Origin of the sequence: Tractidigestivibacter montrealensis, from assembly GCF_024741235.1 — a bacterium.
GTDB classification, from domain to species: Bacteria; Actinomycetota; Coriobacteriia; order Coriobacteriales; family Atopobiaceae; genus Tractidigestivibacter; species Tractidigestivibacter montrealensis.
This window is the reverse complement of the sequence record NZ_JANSKA010000002.1, coordinates 48,745-74,474: the sequence shown is the minus strand read 5'-3', so window position 1 is coordinate 74,474 and position 25,730 is coordinate 48,745. Positions and strand designations below refer to the sequence as shown.

Sequence of the window (25,730 nt, the reverse complement as noted above, 5' to 3'; positions counted from 1 at the left end):
AAGAAGCGGGCCGCCCAAGGAACAGAGGCGGCCCGCGTCACATACCGTTTGTCTACCGTGCGTTTTTGAGAATGTTCACGATATCCTCGACGTGTAGCTTCATGAAGTTGCCAGCATGATCGCCACCACGCGCCTCGACGGCACCCTCGGCCATCTCCTGAATTTGCTCGTCCGTGGGATTAACCCCCAGCTCATGCAGATTTGTGGGCATCCCGATGGAATGGCACCACTGATCCCAAGCCTCAATACCACGCAGGCCAGTCGCCATGGGATCGTGGAAGTCGTTCTGAACGCCCCACACGTTGACGGCAAACTGGGCAAAGCGCTCGGGATCAACATGGATAACGTACTTAGCCCAGCTAGACCAAATTGCCGTGAGTCCGGCACCATGGGCAACGTCAAACATTGCGCCAATCTCGTGCTCGATAGCATGGCAAGCAAAGTCGCCCACCCTGCCAAGCCCCGTAAGTCCATCATGAGACTTGGCGCCTGCCAGCAGCAGATTTGCACGTGCTGTATAGCTCGTGGGATGGGCAAGGGCCTCGGGAACCATGGTCTTGACGGTGCGGAGAAGACCCTCTGCAATCTCGTCGGTGAGCTCTACGTCACGCTCGGTCGTGAAGTATCGCTCCATGGTGTGCATCATGATGTCAGCTCCAGGCGCAGCCGTCTGGTAGGCAGGCAGCGAATAGGTAAGCTCAGGGTTCATGATGGCAAAGAGAGGACGCGCGCACTCATGGTTGTAGGAGCGCTTGAGAGTCTTGGGACCCATTGTGTCAATATCGATGACTGCCGAGTTCGACGTCTCGGAACCGGTACCCGCCAAGGTCGAGATGGCGCCAATCTTTGCAATCTTGTCCGTCGAGACCTTACCAAGGAATAGGTCTTCCAGGTCAAAGTCATTCGCAAGGCCATAGGCGATTGCCTTGGAGGAGTCAATAGCAGACCCACCTCCAATGGCAAGGATAAAATCGACGTCCTCTTGCTTGCAGAGTTCGACACCCTTCTTGACCAAGGAAAGACGCGGGTTGGGCACAACACCGTCAAGGTCTACGTATGTAATGCCCGCATCCTTAAGCCCCTTGTGCACACGGTCGAGAAGGCCGGTGGTGCGAACGTAGTCCCCACCCCAATGGATGAGTGCCTTATGTCCGCCAAACTCCTTGATGAGCCTACCGGCTTCATTCTCAGTTCCCTTGCCAAACAGAATCTTTGTGGGGACGAGATACTCAAAGTTGACCATTATCGGTTCTCCTTTCGTGCTTCAGCGTTTGCATCTAGTCCTTTGTGAAGTACATCGAGATGCCCTGTCCGCCTCCGATGCACATTGAGACCATCGCATCACGCTTTTCGGTGCGGGCGAGCTCGTAGGCGCACTTAATGACGAGGATGGCACCAGTAGCTCCAATGGGGTGCCCCAGAGAAATCCCGCCACCGTAGATGTTGAGCTTCTCGGAGTCAAGACCAAGGTCACGGCTCACGGCAACCGACTGAGAAGCGAATGCCTCGTTAAGCTCAAACATATCAATTGCTTGCGCATCAATTCCAAGCTGGTTACAAAGCTGGACCGTGGAGAAGTAGGGGCTGTAGCCCATGAGGGTAGCATCATAGCCCGCAACGGCCCAGCCACGGATGGTCAGCATGGGAGCACATCCAAGCTCCTCCGCCTTCGAGCGCTTCATCATAACCACGGCGGCAGCTGCGTCGTTCAAGCTTGAGGAGTTGCCTGCGGTTACAGTACCCGTGCCATCTGTCACAAAGCAGGGCTTGAGCTTGGCAAGGCTTTCGACCGTCACACCCTCACGCGGGCCCTCGTCGGTGTCGAAAACCGTCACGGCACCATGGCGACCCTTGATCTCAACGGGAACGATTTCAGTCTTGAACACACCGGAAGCAACTGCAGCACACGCACGCTGCTGAGAGCGAGCGGCGAAAGCATCCTGCTCCTCACGGCTTACGCCAAACTTCTTAGCAACGTTCTCGGCAGTAATTCCATTGTGGTTTCCGTCAAGCGGCCAAACGAGGGCGTCGATGACGCCATCCTCGAACTGCTTGTGGCCCATGCGCGCACCCCATCGCGCCGACGGCACATAGTATGGAAGTGTAGAGAGGGACTCCGCGCCGCCTGCCACAACCACGTCGCGGAAGCCCGTCTGAATCTCCTGAAGACCGTCAGCAATTGCCTGAACAGACGAGCCGCACTGGCGGTTCACGGAATACGCGGTGCACTCGTTGGGCATCCCGGCCTTAAGGGAAATCGCGCGAGCAAGAAAACCATTGGGACCCCAACCACCAACGTTGCCAATGATAACCTCGCCCACCTTGCTCGGGTCAACACCGGAGCGCTTGACCGCCTCTTTGACCGCAATGGCCCCCAGGTCAATGGTGGGGACGGTCTTAAGACTTCCACCAAACTTGCCGATAGCCGTACGTGCGCCCGCAACAATCACGACGTCATCGGGGTTCTTTTCAAACTGCCTATTGCTCATTGGTCTTTCCCTTCGTAGTGCCTGTCTTGAACATGGAGGAGCTACGCCAGCGACTGCACTTCTCTACTCGTAGTCATAGAAGCCATGGCCGGTCTTGCGACCAAGCTTGCCGGCGTCCAGAAGCTCCTTGAAAACGGGAGCAGGACGGTACAAATCATCGTGGTCATAGCCTTCGTAGAGATTCATGAGTGAGGCGTACACCACGTCGATGCCCGAGAAATCCATGAGCTCGCAGGGACCCATCGGGTGGTTGCATGCCAGCTTCATTGCAGTGTCAACGTCCTTGGGAGAAACGCCCTCGGAGACGAGCCAGGCACCCATGTTCTCGTACGGGTTGATGATTCGGTTGACAATGAATCCAGGTGTGTTGGGAGCGTCCACGGTCGTCTTGCCGATGGCCTCAGCAAACTCCTTGGCCTTCTCGTACGTCTCCACAGAGGTCTCCTCGCCACGAACCAGTTCGACGAGCTTCATAACGGGTGCGGGATAGAAGAAGTGCATCCCCATAACCGATGCTGGGCGCTTGGTCGCCGAGGCAATTTGGTCGATGTCGATGCCGGATGTGTTGGTCAGAAGAACTGCATCCGCATCGGCAACCTCGTCTACCTTCTCGAAGGTCGACCGCTTGAAGTCGAGTCGCTCGGGAACGGCCTCGATTACATACTTGGCGCCGACAAGCTCACCGTAGTCTGTCGAGTACGTAAGGTTACCAAGGATGGTGTCACATTCCCCTTGGGTAATCTTGCCCTTTGTAACCTTCTTCTGTACAAGCTTGTTGACAAGCGCCTTTGCCTTATCGAGCGGCTCCTGGGCAATGTCGATGTTCACGACCTGGAAGCCAGCAGTCGCGCACGCCTGGGCAATACCAGCACCCATGAGCCCGGACCCAATAACAGCAACCTTTATAGTATCCATCTCTGAATCCTTTCCGTGAGTATCTAAAGCTTGATAGCGATAGTCCAACGGCCTACTTTTTGCCGAAACTCTCCAGGAGCCCACAGGGCCCGTCCTGAACGAAGAGGCTTGGACTCATAGTCTTGAGATCATCTGCGACGATGGGATCGAAATCCATCATGTCTAGAACCTGCGTCTTGAGGTCGATGCCAGGGGCAATCTCGACGAGCTTGACCCCCTCTTGCACCAGTTCAAAAACAGCGCGCTCGGTTACGACGACCACTCGCTGGGCGCTCTTGCGAGCTCGTGGGCCATTGAAGGAGATCTGCCGCACGTGGCTGACCATCTTCCTCACGGCACCCTCTTTGAGGATGTGCAGTTCGTTGCCATTAAAGGAATACTCGGCGCCCTTGGCCGTGAACGTTCCAAGGTAGACAACGCACTTCGCATTCTGGGTGATGTCGACAAAGCCCCCTGCGCCGGTGCACCTCTCGCCCATCTTGGTTGAGTTGACGTTTCCCTCTCCGTCAAGCTCTCCCAGCCCCATGTACGTGACGTCAACACCAGCCCCGTCGTAGTAATCGAACTGCTCGGGATGGCTCACCATGGCATAGAGATTCTGGCCTATGCCAAAATCGATGCCGCCGAGTTGCACACCGCCATAGATGCCGCTCTCGACAGTAATCATGACCTTGTCGGAAAGGCCCTCCTCAGCACAGACCCGTCCCACCATGTCGTTGGGGATGCCTGTGCCGAGGTTGACGACGCAGCCGGGATACAGCTCCTGGCACCCTCGCCGTGCAATGAACTTACGCACGTTGAACGGAGCGGGATCAATCGCGGCCATCGGTCGCCTGAGCTTTCCCACATACGAGGGGTCGAAGTAGATTGAGGAAGTCATGCGATGGTCTTCCTCGGGATTGGGGCAAACCACCACCTTGTCAATAAACACGCCAGGAACCGTCACGTCCTTGGGGTTGAGCGTGCCGGTTTGGGCAACGTCGCGTACTTGGGCTATGACCTGCCCGCCATAGCGCTTGGTTGCGAGAACCGCGTTGAAGACCTCCAGCTTCATGGCTTCGTCCGTGGTGGTCATGTTGCCCATCTCGTCGCAGGTGGTACCGCGGATAAGAAGGGTGTCGATGGGCACCTCGTTGTACATCATGTATTCTTCGCCATGGTAGGTGACGACTTCAACGATGTCTGGCTCGCCTTGGGTTCGCTCGTTCATCTTGCCGCCCTCGATACGCGGATCGATGAAGGTGCCCAGACCAACCTTGCTCATCTTTCCTGGCAGTCCGCATGCCATGGCTCGGTAAAGCTGGGCAATCTGCCCCTGTGGGAGGCAGTACGCAACTACCTTGTTGCTCGCAATCATGTCCATCCACTTGGGCTGGAGACCCCAGTGCGAGCCGATGATGCGCGTCACGAGTCCCTCGTGCGCCAAGTGCTGAATACCACGGGCCCTATCAGACTGGCCGCACGAGTGCAGAAGGGTGAGGTCGCGCGGATGTCCAGTCTCGATAAACCGCTTCTCAATCGCCTTAAGGTTGGACTCAGAGGCGGAGACGAGCGTCATCCCAATTGTGCAAATGGTTGTCCCATCTTCGATTGATGCTGCCACCTCCTCAGGAGCGACAAAACTTGCCCGAAGGTCCCTGTTAGCCATGAATCAAGCCTTTCTCGGTGTTTTCTCCAAAAGCGACTGGCGAACTAGCTCAAGCGCAGCGCGCCTATCAGGCTTTTCGCCTCTCGTCTGAGGTATTTCATCCGCAAACGCAACGTGGACAGGAATCTTGAAGTGAGCAAGCCTCCCCTTGAGCGCCAGCTTGACCTCGTCCTCTGTGACGTGCGACCCCGTCTGTCTTACGCACAGGGCAACGGGAACTTCTCCGTAGAGGTCATCGGGCATCCCGCAAGCACAGGCCCCATTGATTCCCGGAACCTCGCAGAGCACCTCCTCGAGGGCAGAGCACCACACCTTCTCGCCACCGCGGTTGATCATGTCCTTCTTGCGGTCGACTATCCAAATCATGCCCTCACTGTTTGCGTAACCCATGTCTCCCGTAAGGAGCCATCCGCCGGGGAGCAGGTCGCTTGACTCATGGTGAAAGTAGCCCTCGGTAACGCACACACCGCGCAGGGCAAGCTCGCCCACCTCTCCAACGGGAACCTCATAGTGATCTTCATCGAGAAGAACGGCGTCAACTCCGGGAATCGGCTTTCCCGTAGCACCAGCATAGATTGAGGTTGCAGAGTCCCAAGGAAAGAGGAGCGCTGGCGAGCTTGTCTCGGTCATGCCATAGACTACCTGGAACGTAGCCGTAGGCATCCACTCGTGGAAGGCACGCATCTTTGACACCGGCTCATAGCTCGATCCGGAGAGCATGGCGCGCACACTTGGGAGGGAGGGGAAGTCCGACCTCAGAGGCAGAAGCTCGGCAAAGCTCGTCGGGGATCCGTGGAGGTAGGTTATCCCCTCGTCACGGATGCACTCGAGCACCCTCCTAGCATCGAACCTGCGATGGAGGAACACGGTTCCCCCAACGTAGATGAACTGTGCCAAGAGAGCAATCAGACCCGTAACGTGATAGATGGGGATGGGGACAAGGCAGGAATCTGCCGGAGTCGTTCCCATGAGCCTCTGGTAAATCATGGTAGCAAATACGAGGTTGTAGTTCCTAAGAACCACCCCCTTCGCTGCTGAGGTTGTTCCGCTCGTAAACATCATGATTGCTGGATCCGATGGACTTCCAGAGCCGTTGGCGGCAGGATAGGAATAGCCGCAGACCCCATCGAAACCATAGCCATGCTCAACATCACGGGACCAGATACACTTTTCTGGGTCAACGGGGAGACTCGCCGCCCAACCCTCGAACTCCTCGCCAGCAATCATGGCGCTTGGTTTGGCGATGTCCAGGAGCGAAGCCACCTCGCGCACACGATACTTGGTGGGTATCGGCACACAAACAGCACCGAGCTTCGATATGGCATATAAGGCAACCACAAACTCGAGGTCTGCGTGCATGAGAAGAGCGATGAGCGAACTGTGCCCAAGGCCCTTCTCGGAAGCAAGGTAAGCAGCAAAATCATCCGTCAGGGAGAGGAGACGCTCGTAAGTCGTTGGACGTCCCCAGTCATCAACAACTGCTGTAGCTTGGGGATTAGAGGAAGCTGATTGCACGAGCTGATGGTAAAGACTAGGTGCCATGTCATCGAAGGCGTACATCGTTCTGCCTGATACGGAATGTGTCGACATTCCTCGCTGAAGCGTCATGCTCCAGCAATCCTTCCCGGATATCATCTTTGACCACCTCCAAGATACATTGGTGTTCCTGCAATCCACTTCCAAAGACCTGCGAGCATAGACGGGGCTAGTCCGTTGCCTCAAGCGTCTCAGTACCGAATTGGTAGCGGTTGGACGATTTAAACAACCTCATGTAGTGCCTGAGCCAATCGGAAGCCTTGCTCTCAACGGCACGAGAGAGAAGCATGTAGTCGGGCCTCTCCTCGGTGGCAAGCTCTTCGCGCAAGCCGCGAACGTATGCGGCAGAATAGTCAGTCCAAAGGTTTACCTTGTTTATGCCGCCATCGACGGCCTTCTTGAAGTTCTCGTCTCCCGAGCCAGATCCACCATGCAAAACCAACGGATAGTTTCCAACCGCATGCTTGAGCTCCTTCAGGCGCTCAAAGTCTAGTTTGGGAACAAAGTCTTTAGGGTAGTTGCCATGTGCGGTCCCAATGGCAACGGCCAGGGCATCGCACCCGGTCCTCTCGATGAATTCGACGGCCATGTTCACATTTGTGTACATGTCCGCACTGCGGCCGTCACCAGCCGCGGCCTGTCCGACGTGCCCAAGCTCCGCCTCGACACTCACTCCATGGGCGTGGGCGAGAGAGACTATCTGAGACACGCGGCGAACGTTCTCCTCAAACGGAAGGCTTGAGGAGTCAACCATGACTGACGTATAGCCAGCCTTAATGCACCGGCAAATGTCCTCGAACTCGATTCCATGATCAAGTTGAAGGGCAACGGGCACGTCGAGGGGTTCTGCAGCAGCGCGCACCATTGCAGCAGCAACCTCTGGGGCAATGTGCATGTTCATCTGCCTCGGCGAAATGTCGATAAGGACGGCAGAGTGCTCCTCCTGCGCTGCCATGAGAGCGGCCCTTACGGTATTGAAGTCCGGGCAGTTGGGAGCTGGAACAGCATAGCTGTTAGTGCTCGCATGCTTGAGCATTTCGCTAACTGAGACGTACATGGAATAATCCTTCCGATGTTTGAGCCAGCCTGTCTCTCCGGCTGTACATCAGCGAATGTGGGAATGCCCTGAAAGAATGGAGGCGCCCGCAGGCGCCTCCATAACATCGCTCTTGGTTAACCCAACAGCTTGTCGAGGACACCGTTCTGTCCCATCTCCTGCTCTTCTGCAACAGGCTTGCGAAGGAGGAAATACAGGACACCAGTAACCATTGCGCCGATGAACCAGAACAGAACGAACTGAAGCGGGTTACTCATAAGGGCAATTACGAACACACCACCGTGAGGGGAGGGGGACTCGAGGCCGGCCATGCCCGCCAGGCCACCGGAAATCGCACCGCCAATCATGCAGGGAACGAGGCAGCGCCAGGTGTCCTGCACCAGGAACGGAATGACATACTCCTGGATGTAGCAGCATGCGAGGACAATGCCGGAAATGGTGGTATCGCGCTCCTGCTGGGTAAACTTCTTCTTGCCCGTGAAGCGATCGATAATCTGCGCGATGCAAATGCCAAGCGGGTTCTGCATGCCGCCACACATCTTGCAGGCGGTAGGACCATAAATGCCGTCAGCATTGAGGCCGTTGGTCACGAGGGCAACTGCCTTAGAGATGGGGCCGCCCTGGTCAATCGACATGCCAGCGCCAATAGCAGCGCCAAAGACAAAGCCGCCAACGCCCTGCAGGTTGGTGAGAGCAGAGGTGATAATCCCCATAAGCCAGCTAATGGGCACACCAATCACATACCACATAAGCAGAGACGTCGCCGCAGTCGCCACAACGGGAATGATCAGAATTGGGAAAATCGACTGAAGCGAATCGGGCACGTTCTTAGAGAGCCCTTTCAGCCATATGACAAGATACCCAGCGATGATGCCGCCGAGAACTGCACCAAGGAAGCCGGCCTTAATGGTGTTGGAAATGACGCCGACGGCAAAACCTGGAGCAAGACCGGGCTTATCAGCCATCGCATATGCAATGTAGGCGCCGATGATGGGAACGCAAACATTAAAGATGGCGCTACCGATGGCATACACGACCATTGCCGGCGTGTACTCGGTGTAGGCAAGGCCCGCCATCTCATTACCAACGTTATATCCCCCCATTGCCTTCGCGATGCCCCAGAGCACACCGCCGCCAACGATAAAGGGAATCATATAAGAGATGCCAGTCAACACTGCGTCCCACACAAACGCACCTTGAGACTGCTTCTTGGCACCCTTGCGCTGAATCTCGGCCATCTAGCCAATCGCCTCCAATAGCTCCGCCACGACTTCCGCGGCCTTGTCCTTTGTCATGACTTCCTTGGTCTTGCAGCTAAGCGTGGGAACCGGATCAAAGCGCTCCTTGCCCTTGATCTTGACGTCTGCGGCGACGATTGCACCGTCCGCACGAGCAATGTCCTCGTCAGTAATGACATGCTCGGCACCAGTTGCCCCTTGGGTCTCAATCTTTGCCTCACAGCCAGCCTCCTCCAGAGCCGCGCGAAGAGAGTCTGCTGCCATGAAGGTATGCGCAATGCCAATCTGACAAGCGGTGACGCCCACGATGTACTTCTTCTTTGCCATCTGTCTTTCCTCCTCTCCCGTAACACTCGTGCTTGAACATCCCTCATGCGCTTGCGTTTGTGCCGACCATTAATGGATGGCCTCGCATGGCTGAATCATATTTCCTTCACAGTATTTGAGGGCTGAAATCCCCTATTTGGTATTGCTTACATGTTTTCACCATTGTTTGTTCTTATTTTTGTTCTGATTTTTAAATTCTAACGTGATTATTGTAGGATTTGTTCATATTTTCTTCATATTTATGGCTATCTAACGCCTTCTTGATGGGCAACGCACTTAGAATGCAGACACATGGAGTTCAGAATCCTCGGAAGGAGATAGTGGTGAGGGTCGAGAAACAAGTTTCTGACACGAGCTTCGCGGTGAACAACGATGTCGTCATCCATCTGCTGCTGATATTCATGGGTGTATGTATTCTGATCGCAGCATTCCTCGCGGCAACGCAAGATTTGCCCTTCGCGCCTAACCCGATTCTCATGAGGTACACCACGGGCTATCTGGGCATACCGTTTGCAATTCTCTTCATCGCATACAACGTCCACAGAATCGTGAATCGACACAATGCCATCCTCATTGATGAAAACGGCGTGACCGACCACACGACATCGTTCTCTGCGGGATTCATCGCTTGGGATGACATCAAGGAGGTCTACCTTCTCCGCCTTCACGACGATGACTACATGTGCGTGGTCCCTGCCGATTTCGACACCTGGTATGCAACGCTCAACAAGCGTCAACAGCGCCTCGCCAAGGCGAACATGGACGCGGGCTTTGCGCCCATTCGAATCCAGTTCAAGAAGGTAACCGAGAAGGTCAAGTCAAAAGAGGGCGTTGCCTTTTGCAAGAAGATTCAGCCTAAAAAGGTCTCACGTGTCAGAAAGCCAAAATACTAATGCAGGAAGCTCTTCTTAAGGTTCTATCGTTTGCCATCGTTATCTGCATAGGCATCGTCTTCTCCAAACTTGGTTCTCTCGGTGACGGTGCGGGACGGCTCATTTCCAAGGTCGTGTTCAACCTCACTCTGCCCTGCGCCATCGTAAGTGCCTTTGGATCTGCCGAGTTTCACGCAGAGCTACTTGGGCTAGTGGCTCTTGGTCTAGCAGTAACCGTCCTCCAGTTCTTCCTGTCCCTTTTTATCTATCGGTCCTTGGACAAGAAGGAGCTCACGTATCAGCTCTCAAACGTCACTGGTTACAACATTGGGTGTTTCGCGCTCGCGTTTATCCAAGAGTTCTTTCCTCCGTCGGCAGTTATTGCAGCATGCCTCTTTGATGCGGGAAACGCACTCATGGGAACCGGGGGGACCCTTGCGCTGATAAAGTCCTTGGTTCTTGGTGAAGAACACCAGGACAAGTGCAAAGTCTTCGCAAAGACACTATTCTCTTCTGCCGCCTTTGACGCTTATGTGATACTCATCATCCTAGGAATACTTGGTATCAAGATTCCAGGCGAAATCATTCAGCTCATCTCGCCTATGGCAAATGCGAACGCCTTTCTCTCTATGTTTATGATTGGCCTCATGTTCAAGCCATGCGCTGATTCCACCGGACGACGAGAGCTCAATAGACTCCTCACCTGGCGCTATGCATGTGCCGTGCTACTATCATTTTCAGTCTTTCCGCTCCTGCCCATAGGCGATGAGGTTCGCGCTGTCCTTACGATTTTGGCGTGGGCACCCATCCCTTCCACCGGGCCGGTGTATACGCTTTGGTGCGGCGGGAACGAGGGATTGGCAAGCATGGCGAACGCAATCAGCGTTCTAGTTGGTATCGTAGCGGTCACGATTATCATTACTTCGACGGGGGTCCTCGATTGAACATTCTCTGCTTTGGTGAACCCCTCATTAGACTTGCAACCACAGGCTATGAGCGTCTTGAGGACGCCCACAATCTCGAGGTCACCTACGGTGGCGGTGAGACAGTCGTTGCGGCATCTTTGGCGTCCCAGGGAGAAAACGTTGCCTTTGCTTCAAAGGTTTCAGCAAACAGACTGGGCACCAATTCCCTCATGATGCTCGCGCGCTGTGGAGTCGACACCTCGCGCGTACTCAGATCAAACGAGCGCATGGGGCTCTACTACTCCGAACGCGGCCGCTCAATAAGACCTTCTATTGTCACATACGACCGCAGTGGCACAGCCATGGCCATGGCATCCCACACCGATTTCGATTGGGACCGCATGCTCAATGGCGTCGATCTGTTCTTCTTCTCCGGTGTAACTCCGGCCATCTCGGAGGAGATGTACATGGCATGTAAGGAGGGCCTCTACGCATGCCGCGGCCGTGGGATACACGTCGTGTGTGACCTCAACTACCGCAGTACGATGCTGGAGCCAAGCGTTGCCCTAGAGCGCATGCACCAGCTGCTGCTCAACATTGACGAACTTATTGCCTCGGAAGACGATATCCTCTCGATAACGAGCGCAAGCATCTCAAGGGGCGAGACCTTTGACTACTGCCACACCAAGCTCAAAGGACTGTTCCTTGATTATCCACTCCGTGAGGCATGTTTCGTCGTTAGGCAGAGCGACCGCTATGACTTTGGCAGCTTCCGAGGCGCACTGCTCACCCGCGACGGAGAGTATCTCTCCAAGACCCAGAGGGCTGCAATAACGGACCTCTCGAGTAGCGGAAGCATCTTTGCTGCGAGCATGGTTCACGCACAGTGCTGCAAGTGGGATCCACAGTTCTGCATCGATTACGCAACCATGGCAAGCGCCTACAAGGCAACCGTCGCAGGAGACCTTTGCTTTGCCACCGAGACCGAGCTGGCCAGCCTCCTGGCAGATACCGCCCAGCCCTCAATTCGACAGTAGTCCTACCGATACAAATCGGTCCCCACTGCCCCGTGGTCCTACTCGCTCCTGAGCGCCTCAACCGGATCTTCGCGCGACGCCTTTGCCGCCGGGATGAGCCCCGCAATAAACGTGAGCGCCACGGAAATCGCAATGAGAGCCACGGCCGCCTGAGGCGGGAGCTGTGCGAGGTTCGCCACGTCGAAGTTGCTCTCGATAATCGCGTTTGCAGGGATGAGAAGCGCCAACGTGATGAGTATGCCCATGGCACCGGCAACGAACCCCTCAATCACGGTCTCGGCATTGAACACCTCGGAGATGTTGTGCTTGCTCGCGCCAATCGAGCGCAGGATGCCAATCTCCTTCTTGCGCTCCAGCACCGAGATGTAGGTGATGATACCAATCATGATTGACGAGACCACCAGCGAGATGGACACAAACGCAACCAGCATGGCGGTCACCATGTTGAGGATGTCCGAGACCGAGCTCATCATTGCCCCGACCATGTCCGACCAGCTCACGACCTTGCTGTCCTCCCCAGCTTCCCGCTGCATGTCGTTGTAGCCGTTGAGAATAGATATGACATTGTCCTTGGCGGTGAAGTCCGTAGGATAGATGTCAATCTCCGAGGGCTTGTCCAGATCGGCGTATCCCAGCTTGGTGAGGTTGCCCTCGTAGGTAGCGCTCCCCGAACCCAAAAGCGAGCTCATGATTCCCTTGAGGTCATCTTCGGTGAGATTAAACTGGAACGCATCCGCAAGCTTGGACTCATCCACCTTCATCGCGCCCGCCATGTTGCCCATGAAGTTCTGGATGGATGCGGTGAGTGCCGTCTTGAGCCCAGCCTCAATCTGCGTCGTCGCCTGGGTCATTATCTGCGTCATGGCGGACTGCACGTACTGGCTTACTGCGCTTGTAATGGCAGTGGTAAGAGCGCCCGCGACCTTCTGCTGGTAGAGCGCAAGGACCTTGTTCACGACGTCCTCCCCCACGCCCTCGGGCGTGGTCGCCTCAGAGCCCGTAAGCTTTCCAACGGCAGCGGTCAGCTGCTGCTTGAGGTCATCGGTGTCGATGGCGTCCTCCACTGCGGCCCGGATCTTCTCGCTCACCGCGTCTGACGCAATGTAGTCCGCGACGCTCCCGTCCGGGTTCTCTTTCTGCCAGGCTGCCCAGCCCTGCGCCACCTGCGTGAGAGCCTGCGCCAGCCGCTCCTGCCCCCCATCCTTGAACTTCACGCTCACTCCCGAGAGCGCCTCGCGAACCTGTTCCTCCGTGAGGTCGGGGAAGAGCTGCTTGAGGTCGTCAGCCGAAAGCTGCGGGATGGCGGCGGTGTCGAGTTGGAGTTCCGAGGGGTCCATCTGGGGCACGGTGATGGACGAGAGGTCCATCGACGACAGGTCGAGGCCGGAGAGGTCCAGATTCGACGCGCTCGAGGCAAGCGCAGCGCTATCAAACGAGAAGGCCGACTGGAACTTGGTCCCGTCAACGGTCACAAAGGACGAGAAGTCCAGCTTGCTCGTGTTGCCCGCCGCCTCGTCCTCGAAGGTCTCTCCGGTAAAGACGTCCACGTCGGGGTTGGCAATCTGGCCCTGGACGATCTGGGACCCCTTGGCCGCCTCGATGACCTGCTGCGTGAGCGCCTTGGTGTAGTAGATGCCCGAGGAGAGCGTGTGTGCGCGGTCCCCCTTCTTGGGCTGCACCACGCCCACGATGTGGAGCTTGGTGCCGTTCTCGACAAGAGACTTCATGTACTCATCGTCGTCGGAGCGATCTGACCACACCCCAAGGCTGTCCTCGTACGTATACATGTCGCTCGCATTCACAAGCGAGAACGTTGGCGCCATAAGCTGGTCGTAGGTGTAGGTGGCAGAGGTGTCATCGGCGTCGACAGCCTCCCCCGAAACGTACTCGCTCACCATCTTCTCGAGGTCGCCGTAGTCGCGCAAGCCCATGTCGTAGGCGAGAAGGTCGAGCAGCTTCCCCTTGGAATCGAGCACCAGAACCAGCTCGTCCGCCGCCTCCGGCCAGTGGCCGACCTTCACGTCGTACTGACCCTCGAAGAGCGATGGAGTGTCGGGCAGCTCGGAGAACACGTTGGTCGACATGCCCATCGGGGACGCACCGGCAGAGTTCATTCCCAGTGACGAGAAAGACGACTCCGGGTTTACCTGGACGGGGCCATTCGACGTATCAGCCAGGAAAATCTGCGGCGTGACATTGTACTTGTACTCGATGGCCGAGACCTGGTCGCGAATGCCCCCGCCATTCTCGTCGAGGTATGTCTTGAGCGAAGCGGTGTCGTTTGAGCCCACGCTCTGGGCCATGTTGGAGACCATGGGCGTGGTGGCCACCGTACCGTCCTCGCTCAAGTCGGCATTGTCTCTGCTCGACAAGCCGTCGCCCTCCGCGCTAGCAGTAGAGAGCATCGATGACATGTCCACGCTCTGCTCGGAAATCTGGACCGGATAGGCCGAGAGGGTCTCCTCCTCGACGTTGTTGATGTAGTTGTTGACCCCATTGGCGAGCGAGAGAATCGCGGCAATGCCGATGATGCCAATCGATCCAGCAAAGGCCGTCATTATCGTGCGGCCCTTCTTGGTCATGAGGTTGTTGAACGAGAGGCCCATGGCCGTGAGGAACGACATCGAGGTCTTGCGTGTGGGCTTGGCGGGACGGCGCTCCTCCTCCAGGCCGGGCTCGAAGGGATCTGAGTCGCTCGTGATGTGGCCGTCGCGCAGCTCGACGATGCGCGTGGCGTACTGGCGGGCAAGCTCGGGGTTGTGCGTGACCATCACCACCAGGCGGTCGCGCGAGACCTCCTTGAGGAGGTCCATCACCTGCACGGACGTCACCGAGTCAAGGGCGCCCGTGGGCTCGTCGGCAAGAAGAATCTCGGGATCGTTGATAAGGGCGCGCGCTATGGCCACACGCTGCATCTGCCCGCCCGAGAGCTGGGCCGGCCGCTTATCCACGTGGTCCGCCAGGCCCACGTCGGCAAGCGCCTTGAGGGCGCGTTTGCGCCGTTCCGCGCGAGAGACGCCAGAGAGCGTGAGTGCCAGCTCCACGTTGGCGAGGATGGTCTGGTGAGGGATGAGGTTGTAGCTCTGGAACACGAAGCCAATTCGATTGTTGCGGTAGGCGTCCCAGTCACGGTCGCGGAAGCGCTTCGTGGAGATGCCGTCCACCAGAAGGTCGCCGGAGTCAAAGTGGTCGAGGCCGCCCACCACGTTGAGCATTGTCGTCTTGCCCGAGCCAGAGGGGCCGAGAACCGCCACAAACTCGGAATCGCGGAAGGCCACGCTGATGTGGTCGAGCGCCACCTGCGTAAAGTTCCCGGTAACGTACTTCTTTGAGATGTCCCTGAGCTCGAGCATGCGGTTCCTGTCGGTTGACGTCATTCTGGCTCATCCCAGCTTACCCAAGGCGGCCTTCAGGAAACGCTCCAAGGACTTGGTCTACGAAAGCGATACCAAACTTGAGGGCCGGCTGCGCGGCATGTTTCCCAAGCGGGCTTGCGGAGTTTAGCTCCTTTTCTTAAACACCCTCTACGTTTCCGCAGGTCGCTGGCAACCGTTTTAAGAAAGGGAGCTAAACTGCGCCTCCCGGTACCGCCGGAAGCCATCGGCGGCCACGCTCCTAGCGCCCGCAGCAACCGTCGACGCTGCACCGCCGGCGGCACGACCCTCTCGCCCGCTGCGCCCTTGGGTAGAATTGAGCGTGCAACTTACGCGCCGCTCGGCGGCGAGACGGAGAGGAACGCCATGGCAGACGCCAACGAGGAAAAGATCAAGCAGGAGATGGACGAGGTGCTGCACGGCCGCTCGAAGGCGGCGCAGGGCCCGGCCGGCTTTAAGCAGAATGAGTACACCAAGATCCACCACGTGATTGGGGTCATCTCCGGCAAGGGTGGCGTGGGCAAGTCGTTTGTCTGCGGCAGCCTTGCCGTTGAGCTGGCACGCTCCGGCGCACGCGTGGGAATCCTGGACGCGGATATTACCGGCCCCTCCATCCCCAAGATGCTGGGCCTTGCCGGCGAGCGCGCCACCGCAGTGAACGACATCCTGGTGCCCGCCACCACCAAGGGCGGCATCGAGGTCATGAGCGCCAACCTCGTCCTCGAGAATGAGACCGACCCCATCGTGTGGCGCGGTCCTGTGATTGCGGGTGCCCTGCGCCAGTTCTTCGAGGAGTGCGCTTGGGGCGCGCTTGACTACCTGCTCGTCGACATGCCCCCGGGAACGGGCGACGTGCCCCTCACCGTGTTCCAGTCCCTGCCCATCGAAGGCGTGGTGGTTGTCTCATCGCCGCAGGACCTCGTGCAGATGGTCGTGGGCAAGGCGTTCAACATGGCATCCATGATGAGCGTGCCCGTGCTTGGCCTTGTCGAGAACATGGCCTATGTCACCTGCCCCCATTGCGGCGAGAAGATCTGGCCGTACGGGCCGAGCCACCTTGCGCAGACGGCAGACGAGTACGGCATCGACGCTCTTGGCGAGCTTCCCATCGACCCCGCGCTTGCGGCTGCCTGCGACCACGGCACCCTTGAGGACGAGCTGCCGCAGGGCTTTTTGCCCAAGGCCGTGGAGGCTGTGGTCTCCATCTGCGAGTTCGATGACGCAAAGGCGTCATCGGGGGCTGCGGAGTAGCGTATGCCCTCTCGGCCGAGAAACACATCGCACGCGGGCCGCGGGCCGTCACGCCTGGCGCGGGAGCGAGAGCTAGCCGCGCAGGCACGTACGGTCCAGGTTCCTTCCCAGGTAGACGTAGCCGTTGTGGGGGGCGGGGCGTCGGGCCTCGCCGCCGCCATCACAGCCGCCGAGGCGGGCGCCCGCGTGGTTGTGGTCGAGCGCGCGCTTGAGTGCGGCCGCAGCATCCTCGCCACAGGCGGCGGGCGCTGCAACCTCGCAAACGCGGACCTCTCGGCCGAGAGGTACCGGCATCCCGGCTTTGTGTCCGCCGTCTGCGGAGAGCGCTTCCTCGCAGACGTGCAGGGCTTCTTCTCGGCATGTGGGCTTGCCGTCGTCGAGGAGGAGGGCGGCAGGCTCTATCCCGTGACGCGCGAGGCGTCCTCCGTACGAGAGGTGCTGGTGGAGCGGGCACGCAGGGCACACGTGACGCTTGCCTGCGGGCGCGAGGTTGCCGGCATCTCTCGTGGGACAGACGGCCTTCGCCTGAGACTTGCGCCCACGTTCGATGGCGGCAACCAAGAGGTGCTCTGCGCGAGGGCAGTCGTGATAGCCACCGGCGGCAAAGAGGATTCGCTCGCCCGCAGCCTTGGTCTTCCCGTGGTGGACGCGCGACCAGTCCTTTGCCCGCTTGCCTGCGAGGGGCTCGACTTCCCCAAGCTTGACGGACGACGGGCGCGCGTAGCGGCAACCCTCGTGCGGGATGGCGTCACCATTGCACGCGAGGCGGGCGAGCTGCTCTTTAGGTCCTACGGCATCTCTGGCATCGTGAGCTTTGACCTCTCGCGCAATGCGCAACCAGGAGACAGGCTGGTTCTCGACCTGCTCCCCGAGGTGAGCGCGCGCACGGCCTGCGAGCTAGCGGTGCATGGGGGCACAGCGGGCCTGCTCGACAACGAGGTTGCCGCCCAGCTGGGCAAGCTCAATGGCACGGCCGAGGACGTGGTTGCCCACGCAAAGGCCGTGGAGCTTCTCGTCACTGGTATTGCAGACGAGAAGCGCGCCCAGGTCACGGCCGGAGGCATTGACGTGGAAGCGCTTGACGCCTCGACGCTTGCGTGCCCTGGGGCGCCGGATGTGTTTGCCTGCGGCGAGGCCGTGGACGTCGACGGGGCCTGCGGAGGATTCAACCTCGCGTGGGCCTGGAAGAGCGGCATGGTGGCGGGAGCGTCGGCCGCACGCCTTGCTGGGAGGAGATAGCTTGATAGAGGTTTCAGGCATACGCGTGCCGCTCTCAAAACTGGATGGCACCGACTCGCGCGAAAAGGTTGTCATCCGGCAGGCCCTTGCGCGGCGGCTGCACGTGCGGCAAGAGGAGCTTGGCCGCGTCACGCGCCGCAAGCGCTCCATCGACGCGCGCAAGAAGGGCGACATCCAGCTCATCTTCACGCTGCGAGCAGAGCTTCCCGGTGGCGCTTCGGCAGAGAAGGCGCTTCTCGCCAGGCTTGCCTCCAAGCGCGAGGGCGGCGGGGTGCGCGTGGTGGAGGCTGCCGACAGGGACTTCCCGCTGCCGCTTGCGCACGCGCCGCACGACCAGGGGTCCATCATTGTGGTGGGGGCAGGCTGCGCGGGCCTCTTCTGCGCGCTCTCGCTCGCGCGCGCAGGCCTGGAGCCGCTTCTCGTCGAGCGCGGCGATGATGCCGCGCGGCGGTCGCGTGTGGTACGCCACCACGACGAGACAGGCGAGCTTGACCCCGAGAGCAACATCCAGTTTGGCGTGGGCGGTGCCGGGACCTTCTCCGACGGCAAGCTGCAGACGGGGACCAAGAGCCCCTTCCACCGGCTGGTGCTCAAGACCTTTGCGGATGCTGGCGCGCAACAGCGCATCCTGTGGGACGCAAAGCCCCACATTGGAAGCGATGTTCTGCCCGGCGTGGTGACCCGCATCATTGGCATGATCGAGGAGGCCGGGGGTACGGTGCGCTGCCGTTGCCGCCTGGTTGACCTCGATGTGAGTGGCGGACGCGTGCACGCGGTGACACTGCGCTCAGAGGACCCTGAGACGGGAATCGTCACCGAGGAACGCATGCCCTGCTCAAAGGTGGTGCTTGCCTGCGGGCACTCCGCTCGCGACGTCTTTGAGCTACTCGTGCAGCGCGGCGTTCCCATGGAACGCAAGACCTTTGCAATGGGCGTGCGCATCGAGCACCTTCAGGCGGACATCGACCGTGCGCTCTACGGTCCCTCTGCGGGTAACCCAGTGCTGGGCGCTGCGCCATACAGCCTTGCCGTTCACCTGCCTTCGGGCCGCTCGGCCTTCTCGTTCTGCATGTGCCCCGGCGGCTACGTGGTCTCGGCCGCTAACGAGCCGGGCGGTGTGGTTACCAACGGCATGAGCTACTCGGATCGCGCGGGGGAGAACGCAAACTCAGGGCTGCTTGCCAACGTGTTCCCCGAGGACCTTCCCGGTGACGACGTTCTGGAAGGCGTCAAGCTGCAGCGCGCATGCGAGAGGGCAGCGTTCGAGGCGGGCGGAGGTGGCTTTGTGGCACCGGCACAGCTTGTGGGAGACTTCCTGCATGGAAGGCCGTCCGCGGAAGGCGGGGGCGTCGAGCCCACCTATCCCAGAGGTGTGTCCTGGGGAGATGTCTCGCGCTGCCTTCCCTCTTACATCACCGAGACGCTTCGCGCGGCGATTCCCGAAATGGGGCGCAAGCTTCGCGGCTTTGACCGTCCGGATGCGGTGCTCACGGGCGTTGAGACAAGGTCAAGCTCACCCGTGCGCGTGACGCGCGGAGACAATCTGCAGAGCGTGGGCGTGCGCGGCCTTTGGCCCGTAGGCGAGGGTGCCGGCTACGCCGGCGGCATCATGAGCGCGGCTGCCGATGGGCTGCGTGTTGCAGAGGCCGTTGTGGCGGATGCGGCAGAGGAGCTTGGGGCTTAGCACTTGGGCGTGTGCCACACGCAGGGGCTTCGCCCTAGCGCTGCCTGAACGTCACCGACCTGTTGAGAACAAACTGCATGAGCCCCGCGGTCACAAGGGCTACAAGCTTAGCCACAAAAGGCGTTGAGACGGGCTGTGCGGCCTGCATGGTAAGAGCGGCAATCACCAGCTCCTGCACGAACATGCCGCAGAGCCCCACGCAGAAGAAGACAACGTAGCGCCGGACAGGGCTATCCGTAACGTGAAAGGTGTACTTACGGTTGAGAAAGAAGCTCAGCGTAAGTCCAGCCGTCACGCTTGCGGCGTTTGCAGCGAGCGGCTCCAAGCTGCCCAGCGACGTGAGTGCGAGAAAGACAAGCATGTCGACAGCAGAGCAGACGCACCCAAGGAGCGCGTACGAGACGAGCTGTCGAAATGCCTGGTGCATGGCAACGCCGGCGCTACTTGTCCCTTACCGCATCGGCAAGACGTTTGAGCTCCTCATCCTGGTTCATGCCCGTGAGGAACGCGACACCATTAAAGACGGGGACATCAAACTCGCCATCGGGACGGACCACGGCAACGTATGCGTCGGCGTCCTTAAGCGCCTCATCAAGGTCGGCAACAGCGACTGCCTCGACATCCGCCTCGATGCCATCGGCCGCAAGCAACTTCTTGACCTTATAGGCTACGGTCGCAGAGGTTGCGACTCCAGAACCACATGCAACGACGATCTTTGCAGCCATGATGCCTCCTTGATAGCTTGGCAACCGTCACACGACTCATTTCTGGCGAAACACATCATACCCCACGTGTGCAGCCGAACCCCCGGGCGCGTTGGCTTCCGAGCCTTGGGGTGGCCAAAGAGACCACATGTGGCATGCCGCAATTTGGTGCAGGCATCAGCGCTTCCCGCGGTACTTGCGCCGCGTCGCGTGGGCGCTCCCCTTTCTTGCGCCTGCCTTGAGACGTTTCATGACCTCTTCCTCGCTCGTTCCCTCAAATTGGCTCTTGAGTTCGACGAGCTGGTCACGAATGCGAGCCGCCTGTTCGTACTCCATGTTCGCAGAGGCGCTTGCCATCTCCTCCTCGAGCGAGGCGATGACCCGCATGACCTCCTCACGTGGGAGTTTGGAGAGCTCGGCGGCAACTGCCTCTGCCGTGGATACCTCCGCGGGAGCGCCCTGTTCCTCTGCCCCCTCCCCCGAGGCGGTATAGAAGGTTCCATCCTTGCGCTTGCGCTTTCCCACGTTGGCCTGTGCCTCGGCGAGAAAGCCTGAGATGTCATTGATAGCCTTACGCACCGTCTGTGGCTCGATGTGGTGCTCCTCGTTGAACTTCTCCTGGAGGGCACGGCGCCTGCGCGTCTCGTCGATTGCCTCGCGCATGGAGTCTGTTATCTCATCGGCGTACATGATGACCTCGCCCGAGACGTTACGGGCAGCGCGCCCCATGGTCTGGATGAGCGAGCGGCGGTTTCTGAGGAAGCCTTCCTTGTCGGCATCGAGGATGGCAACGAGCGAGACCTCGGGTATGTCGAGCCCCTCTCGCAGGAGGTTGATGCCCACAAGCACGTCGATCTTTCCCTCGCGAAGGTCCCGGATGATGTCCACTCGATCGAGCGTTGCGGTGTCTGAGTGCATGTAGTTAACGCGGAACCCCTCGTCCAAGAGGTGATCTGTAAGGTCTTCTGCCATGCGCTTGGTAAGGGTGGTCACAAGTACGCGCTCGTGGCGCCCCACGCGCTCGCGAATCTCGGAGATGAGGTCATCGATCTGTCCATGGACCGGCCGAACCTCGATCTTTGGATCGAGAAGGCCAGTGGGACGGATGATCTGCTCCACCTCCTGCTGCGTCACCGACTCCTCGTAGTCCCCCGGCGTTGCGGAGACGTAGATGAACTGCGGAATGCGGGCCTCGAACTCGTCGAAGCGCAGGGGCCTGTTGTCCAGCGCCGAGGGAAGGCGGAAGCCGTGCTCGACAAGCGTGACCTTGCGCGAGCGGTCTCCCTCGTGCATGCCGCGAATCTGTGGGACCGTAACGTGGCTCTCATCGATGATGCAGAGCATGTCCTTGGGGAAGTAGTCGATGAGCGTGTAGGGGGGCTCGCCGGGAGCGCGACCGTCAAGGTGGCGCGAGTAGTTCTCGATGCCGTTGCAGTACCCCATATTCTCGAGCATCTCGAGGTCATAAGCCGTACGCTGCGAGAGCCTCTCGGCCTCAAGCAGCATGTTGTTTGCCTTGAGCTCGGCCACGCGCTGCTCAAGCTCCTCAGAAATGGTCTTCAACGCGTGGGTGATCTTGGGACGCTCGGTAACGTAGTGCGAGGCAGGCCAGATGGGAATGGCGTCGAACTCGCGCACGACCTCTCCCGTCATGTTGTCCACCTCGGCGATCTGCTCGACCTCGTCTCCAAAGAACGAGATGCGCAGGGGGTTCTCGGCATAGGGCGGGAAAACGTCCACGGTGTCACCGCGCACGCGGAAGGTGCCACGCTGGAGGTCGTAGTCGTTCCTGTCGTACTGGATGTCTATGAGGTTCTTGATGAGGTCATCCCGCTCGAGCGGCACCTCCTTATCCACGTTGGGCGCAAGGCCAGCGTAGTCCTGAGGGCTGCCGATACCGTATATGCACGAGACGGACGCCACCACAATGACGTCGCGACGCGAGAGCAGGCTCGAGGTGGCCTGGTGGCGCAGCTTCTCGACCTCCTCGTTGATGGAGGCGTCCTTCTCGATGTAGGTGTCACTCTGGGGAACGTAGGCCTCTGGCTGGTAGTAGTCGTAGTAGCTTACGAAGTAGACCACCGCGTTGTTGGGGAAGAGCTCGCGCATCTCGCTGGCCACCTGGGCGGCAAGCGTCTTGTTGGGCTCCATGATGAGCGTGGGGCGCTGCACCGCCTCGATGGTCTTGGCCATGGTGAACGTCTTTCCAGAGCCGGTGACGCCCATAAGCGTTTGGTAGCGCAGGCCTTCCTCAACGCCATGCGCGAGCTTCTCGATTGCCTGTGGCTGGTCTCCCGCAGGCTCGAAGGGCGAGACGACCTTGAACGGCGTACCAGCCTGTTCGACGCCAAAGCGCTTGAGCTCGCCGCCAAAACGCTCGCCTGTGCTTGAAGCTTTCGCCATGGCCCTCTCCTCTCCCTGGAGCCAGAGTATAACAGAACGCGTGTTCTATATCTAGGTTACCGCAAAGTATTTCTCGATAGTGCAGCACCTCCTGCGGCCGGATTACTGCTCGACCGCCAACCCTGTGGGATAGCTGTCACGGTACCCCTGATACGCCTCGTTCACGCGGCGCAGGTACTCGCGCGTCTCCGTGTACGTGATGTTGTCTGCAAGCTCGCCAGGCTGGGCGAGCCACTCCTCGACCTTCCCCATGCCCGCGTTGTAGGCGGCAATAACCTCGTCCGTCGAGGAGAGGTTCTTTTGGAGGAATGCAAGGTAGGCCGTACCATACTCAATGTTTGTCGCTGGGTCGAGGAGGTTTGACGGGTCATAGGCGTTTGAGTCGACAAGCCCCATGCGAGCCAGCTCGGAGGAGGTCTGCGGCATCACCTGCATGAGGCCGAGGGCCCCCGCAGATGACTGGGCATTCTCGTCCCAGCCCGACTCGCACTTGATGACGGCGGCAATGAGCAGCGGGTCCACGCCATGGCGCTCCGCCGACGCCTGGATGTCACGAGCGTGGCTCACGGGATAGAGCGTGCGCCGGGCGAGCGTTGTGGGGGTGACGGCGAGAAGGACGCACGCCACGACCACGATACCCACCAGCATGAGCGGCACCACGCGATACCAGCGGCCAAACCGGCGGCTACGCGTACGCCTGCGCCGGGGGCGGGAGCGCCTGGCAGGGCGCTTGCCTGCCGCGGGACGGCCGTTCGTGGGTGTATGCCTCCTTGCGGCAGGTCGTCTACCCCTTGGATTCGAGGAACGAACGCTCATCGGGGGGTTCCACCCTCACGCGCCGGGGACCGCACCCAGCCATCCCGCTCGCGCGAATCCCACCAGGCACGAACCTGCGCGGCCAAGGCCTTCTCGTCTCCAACGTTATCGAATACAACGTCTGCGTGCGAACGCAGGTACTCGTCGGAGGGCTGCAGGGCAACGCGTCGGTTGAAGTCCGCCACGTCCATACCACGCCCCTGTGCCCGCACGCGACGCAGGCCAAGCGGCGCAATCACGCAGAGCACCTCGTCTACCTGGGAAAGCATGGACTCGACGCGGTCGAGCAGCGGAACCTCAACCACGCAGACAGGGGCGTCACCAGAACTCTCCTCCCTGGCAAGCGTACAGGCAAGCTCATCCGAGATGAACGGCAGCTCGATGGACTCAAGATGCGCCCCGCTCTCGGGCGTGGCAAACGCTCTCCTGGCGAGAAGCGTCCGGTCTATCTCGCCTGTTGCGGGGTTCACGAGGTCTTCGCCAAAGGCCTTTGCAACTGCGGCCGAGCAGGCACTTCTCGGCGAGAGGACGCTCCGTGAGACCTGGTCGAGGTCTATGCGCGAAGCCCCCAGCTCCTCAAGAATCCGGGCAACGGTCGACTTGCCCGAGGCAATGCCGCCGGCGAGAAATACCTTGTACACAGGATGCCTCCAGCTGCGATTTGAGTGCGTTCAAGGGATACCATCATCGCACGCCGAGGGGCGCACGTCAGCTAGGACTTGACCTCGAACTTCTCATGACACTTGGGGCAGGTAACGCGAAGCTTGCCCTTCCCTCGCGGAACGCGGACCTTCTGCCCGCATGAGGGGCACTTCACGTGCTTGTAGGTGCGCAGCTCGTTGGCCGCGCGACCGGGATTCTGCAGCCATGGCCTCACAGGCCCCATTGCCGTGAGAAAGGCGTCGTTCTCGCTCATGCGGGCGTAGACGTTCTTGGAGCACATGCGCCAGACCGCATAGACGACAAGCGCCATGGAGACCCAGCTGAGCCAACCGGTGTGCATAAACAAATCGACAATGGCGAGAATGACCGCCACCCAAACGCAAAGATTGGCGAGGTCATCTGGTCCGCGGCGTCCGTTCATGAACTGCTGCGCTCTACGGTTGAAGTCGCCCTGTGCCATATCTCCCCCATCGCCAACGCCACCCACTGCGGCTGCGTGCCTGCGGAATAGTCAACGAACACACGTCTACCCAAATGGGAGGGTGGCATACGGCAAGCCCGTGCGGAATGGAGGCCACGTGGAGCAGGCAGAGGTGCGACGAGGATGGCCAGAGAAAACGGCGCAACCCCGAGTGCCGCGGATATCGAACGGTTAACCGCCCCTAAACAGCGAGAATGCGCGGCATTGCAGAGTTGCCGCGCATTCCGAACGGTTAGCCACTCTTAAACGGCGAAATCTCGCGGCAGGGCAGAGCAATCCCGCGAAGTGCAGCCGTTCCCCTAGTGCCCCTTGATGGAGTCGAGGAACTCGCGTGCGCGCGCGGAAGTGGGATGCTCAAAGAACTCGTCGGGCTTGCCCTCCTCGACGATCGCACCATCGGCCATGAAGACCACGCGGTCGCTCACACGACGGGCGAACCCCATCTCGTGCGTGACCACCACCATGGTCATGCCGCCGCGGGCAAGCTCGACCATGACGTCCAGGACCTCGTTGATCATCTCGGGGTCAAGCGCCGAGGTGGGCTCGTCAAAGAGCATCGCCTTGGGGTGCATGGCCAGGGACCTCGCAATGGCCACGCGCTGCTGCTGGCCACCGGAGAGCTGCGCGGGCATCTTATCTGCCTGCTCCGCCACGCCAACGCGGCGCAGGAGCTCCATGCCCTCCTCACGGGCCTTGTCGCGCGGCACGCCAAGCACCTCAACGGGGCCCATGGTCACGTTGTCGATGATCGAGCGGTGCGCAAAGAGGTTGAAGGACTGGAAGACCATGCCAATCTCGGCGCGCGTGGCGGCAAGCTCCTTGCCCTCCTGCGGGAGCGGCTTGCCCTCGATGAGAACCTCGCCGGAGTCGATGGTCTCGAGTCTGTTGATGGTGCGACAAAGCGTGGACTTGCCCGAGCCCGAAGGGCCGATAACCACGACAACCTCGCCCTTGCCAACTTTGAGGTTAATGTCCTTGAGCACGTGGAGGCTGCCAAAGTGCTTGTCCACGTGGCGAAGCTCGATGACGGGAGTGCCCTCTGCGGGGAGCGCCTCGCCGGTTTGCGTCTGTGTCAACGTAGCCTCCTTTGG

General features: G+C 59.5%; 22 protein-coding genes. 6 read left to right on the top strand and 16 right to left on the bottom strand.

What is annotated here, in order from left to right; genetic code table 11:
* Window positions 1-52: 52 nt before the first annotated feature.
* From NVS32_RS03475 to NVS32_RS03440, 8 genes are all read right to left on the bottom strand, one after another.
* Window positions 53-1,243 (bottom strand): iron-containing alcohol dehydrogenase, encoded by a 1,191-nt coding sequence (locus NVS32_RS03475; RefSeq protein ID WP_258498690.1) that lies wholly within the window; start codon window positions 1,241-1,243, stop codon window positions 53-55.
* Between the two features lie 34 nt (window positions 1,244-1,277).
* Complete coding sequence (locus NVS32_RS03470) at window positions 1,278-2,489, bottom strand: thiolase family protein (protein WP_258498689.1); 1,212 nt, start codon at window positions 2,487-2,489, stop codon at window positions 1,278-1,280.
* A 63-nt stretch (window positions 2,490-2,552) separates the two neighbouring features.
* Entirely contained in the window at window positions 2,553-3,404 is an 852-nt protein-coding gene (locus NVS32_RS03465) for a 3-hydroxyacyl-CoA dehydrogenase family protein (protein WP_258498688.1), read from the bottom strand.
* Between the two features lie 52 nt (window positions 3,405-3,456).
* The gene (locus NVS32_RS03460) at window positions 3,457-5,052 is read right to left on the bottom strand and encodes an acyl CoA:acetate/3-ketoacid CoA transferase (RefSeq protein ID WP_258498687.1); all 1,596 of its coding nucleotides are present in this window, start codon (window positions 5,050-5,052) and stop codon (window positions 3,457-3,459) included.
* A gap of 3 nt (window positions 5,053-5,055) precedes the next feature.
* A complete protein-coding gene (locus NVS32_RS03455) occupies window positions 5,056-6,594 on the bottom strand; it encodes a class I adenylate-forming enzyme family protein (RefSeq protein WP_258498686.1) in 1,539 nt (512 codons plus the stop codon).
* 163 nt (window positions 6,595-6,757) lie between these two features.
* Entirely contained in the window at window positions 6,758-7,645 is an 888-nt protein-coding gene (locus NVS32_RS03450) for a class II fructose-bisphosphate aldolase (RefSeq protein WP_258498685.1), read from the bottom strand.
* A gap of 116 nt (window positions 7,646-7,761) precedes the next feature.
* On the bottom strand, window positions 7,762-8,883 hold the full coding sequence (locus NVS32_RS03445) for a PTS fructose transporter subunit IIC (protein WP_258498683.1): 1,122 nt from the start codon (window positions 8,881-8,883) through the stop codon (window positions 7,762-7,764).
* The gene (locus NVS32_RS03440; protein ID WP_091004690.1) at window positions 8,884-9,210 is read right to left on the bottom strand and encodes a PTS fructose transporter subunit IIB; all 327 of its coding nucleotides are present in this window, start codon (window positions 9,208-9,210) and stop codon (window positions 8,884-8,886) included. It lies immediately after the preceding gene.
* 320 nt (window positions 9,211-9,530) lie between these two features.
* Here NVS32_RS03440 and NVS32_RS03435 point away from each other — a divergent pair, with 320 nt between their 5' ends.
* The 3 genes from NVS32_RS03435 to NVS32_RS03425 are packed head-to-tail and all read left to right on the top strand — an operon-like array spanning window position 9,531 to window position 12,024.
* Entirely contained in the window at window positions 9,531-10,103 is a 573-nt protein-coding gene (locus NVS32_RS03435) for an STM3941 family protein (RefSeq protein WP_258498682.1), read from the top strand.
* Window positions 10,103-11,026, top strand: coding sequence for an AEC family transporter (locus tag NVS32_RS03430; RefSeq protein ID WP_258498681.1), 924 nt, complete (start codon window positions 10,103-10,105; stop codon window positions 11,024-11,026). The genes NVS32_RS03435 and NVS32_RS03430 overlap by 1 nt, the downstream gene beginning before the upstream one ends.
* Window positions 11,023-12,024: a sugar kinase gene (locus NVS32_RS03425; RefSeq protein WP_258498680.1), complete on the top strand. Its 1,002-nt coding sequence runs from the start codon at window positions 11,023-11,025 to the stop codon at window positions 12,022-12,024. Before NVS32_RS03430 ends, NVS32_RS03425 begins: the two co-directional genes overlap by 4 nt.
* Window positions 12,025-12,062: 38 nt before the next feature.
* On the opposite strand, the gene NVS32_RS03420 is transcribed toward NVS32_RS03425, so the two are convergent.
* A complete protein-coding gene (locus NVS32_RS03420; protein WP_258498678.1) occupies window positions 12,063-15,401 on the bottom strand; it encodes an ABC transporter ATP-binding protein/permease in 3,339 nt (1,112 codons plus the stop codon).
* A 363-nt stretch (window positions 15,402-15,764) separates the two neighbouring features.
* On the opposite strand from NVS32_RS03420, the gene NVS32_RS03415 reads away from it, so the two are divergent.
* Genes NVS32_RS03415 through NVS32_RS03405 form a run of 3 tightly spaced genes read left to right on the top strand, consistent with a single transcriptional unit; the run spans window position 15,765 to window position 19,572 of the window.
* Window positions 15,765-16,649, top strand: a complete 885-nt coding sequence (locus NVS32_RS03415) for an Mrp/NBP35 family ATP-binding protein (RefSeq protein ID WP_258498677.1) — start codon at window positions 15,765-15,767, stop codon at window positions 16,647-16,649.
* A gap of 3 nt (window positions 16,650-16,652) precedes the next feature.
* Window positions 16,653-17,888, top strand: coding sequence for an aminoacetone oxidase family FAD-binding enzyme (locus NVS32_RS03410; protein ID WP_258498675.1), 1,236 nt, complete (start codon window positions 16,653-16,655; stop codon window positions 17,886-17,888).
* A gap of 1 nt (window position 17,889) precedes the next feature.
* Window positions 17,890-19,572 (top strand): NAD(P)/FAD-dependent oxidoreductase, encoded by a 1,683-nt coding sequence (locus tag NVS32_RS03405; RefSeq protein ID WP_199563091.1) that lies wholly within the window; start codon window positions 17,890-17,892, stop codon window positions 19,570-19,572.
* Window positions 19,573-19,606: 34 nt separating this feature from the next.
* On the opposite strand, the gene NVS32_RS03400 is transcribed toward NVS32_RS03405, so the two are convergent.
* The 7 genes from NVS32_RS03400 to NVS32_RS03370 form a co-directional block, all read right to left on the bottom strand.
* The gene (locus tag NVS32_RS03400; protein WP_117651516.1) at window positions 19,607-19,999 is read right to left on the bottom strand and encodes a GtrA family protein; all 393 of its coding nucleotides are present in this window, start codon (window positions 19,997-19,999) and stop codon (window positions 19,607-19,609) included.
* Window positions 20,000-20,012: 13 nt separating this feature from the next.
* Complete coding sequence (locus NVS32_RS03395) at window positions 20,013-20,297, bottom strand: PTS sugar transporter subunit IIB (protein WP_117651517.1); 285 nt, start codon at window positions 20,295-20,297, stop codon at window positions 20,013-20,015.
* 156 nt (window positions 20,298-20,453) lie between these two features.
* Window positions 20,454-22,679, bottom strand: coding sequence for an excinuclease ABC subunit UvrB (gene uvrB, locus NVS32_RS03390; RefSeq protein ID WP_258498673.1), 2,226 nt, complete (start codon window positions 22,677-22,679; stop codon window positions 20,454-20,456).
* 102 nt (window positions 22,680-22,781) lie between these two features.
* Window positions 22,782-23,327 (bottom strand): lytic transglycosylase domain-containing protein, encoded by a 546-nt coding sequence (locus NVS32_RS03385; RefSeq protein WP_117651519.1) that lies wholly within the window; start codon window positions 23,325-23,327, stop codon window positions 22,782-22,784.
* A 164-nt stretch (window positions 23,328-23,491) separates the two neighbouring features.
* On the bottom strand, window positions 23,492-24,136 hold the full coding sequence (gene coaE / locus NVS32_RS03380) for a dephospho-CoA kinase (RefSeq protein ID WP_118343245.1): 645 nt from the start codon (window positions 24,134-24,136) through the stop codon (window positions 23,492-23,494).
* A gap of 71 nt (window positions 24,137-24,207) precedes the next feature.
* Window positions 24,208-24,618: a zinc ribbon domain-containing protein gene (locus tag NVS32_RS03375; protein ID WP_117651521.1), complete on the bottom strand. Its 411-nt coding sequence runs from the start codon at window positions 24,616-24,618 to the stop codon at window positions 24,208-24,210.
* 320 nt (window positions 24,619-24,938) lie between these two features.
* Window positions 24,939-25,715, bottom strand: a complete 777-nt coding sequence (locus NVS32_RS03370; RefSeq protein ID WP_303646500.1) for an amino acid ABC transporter ATP-binding protein — start codon at window positions 25,713-25,715, stop codon at window positions 24,939-24,941.
* Window positions 25,716-25,730: the final 15 nt, after the last annotated feature.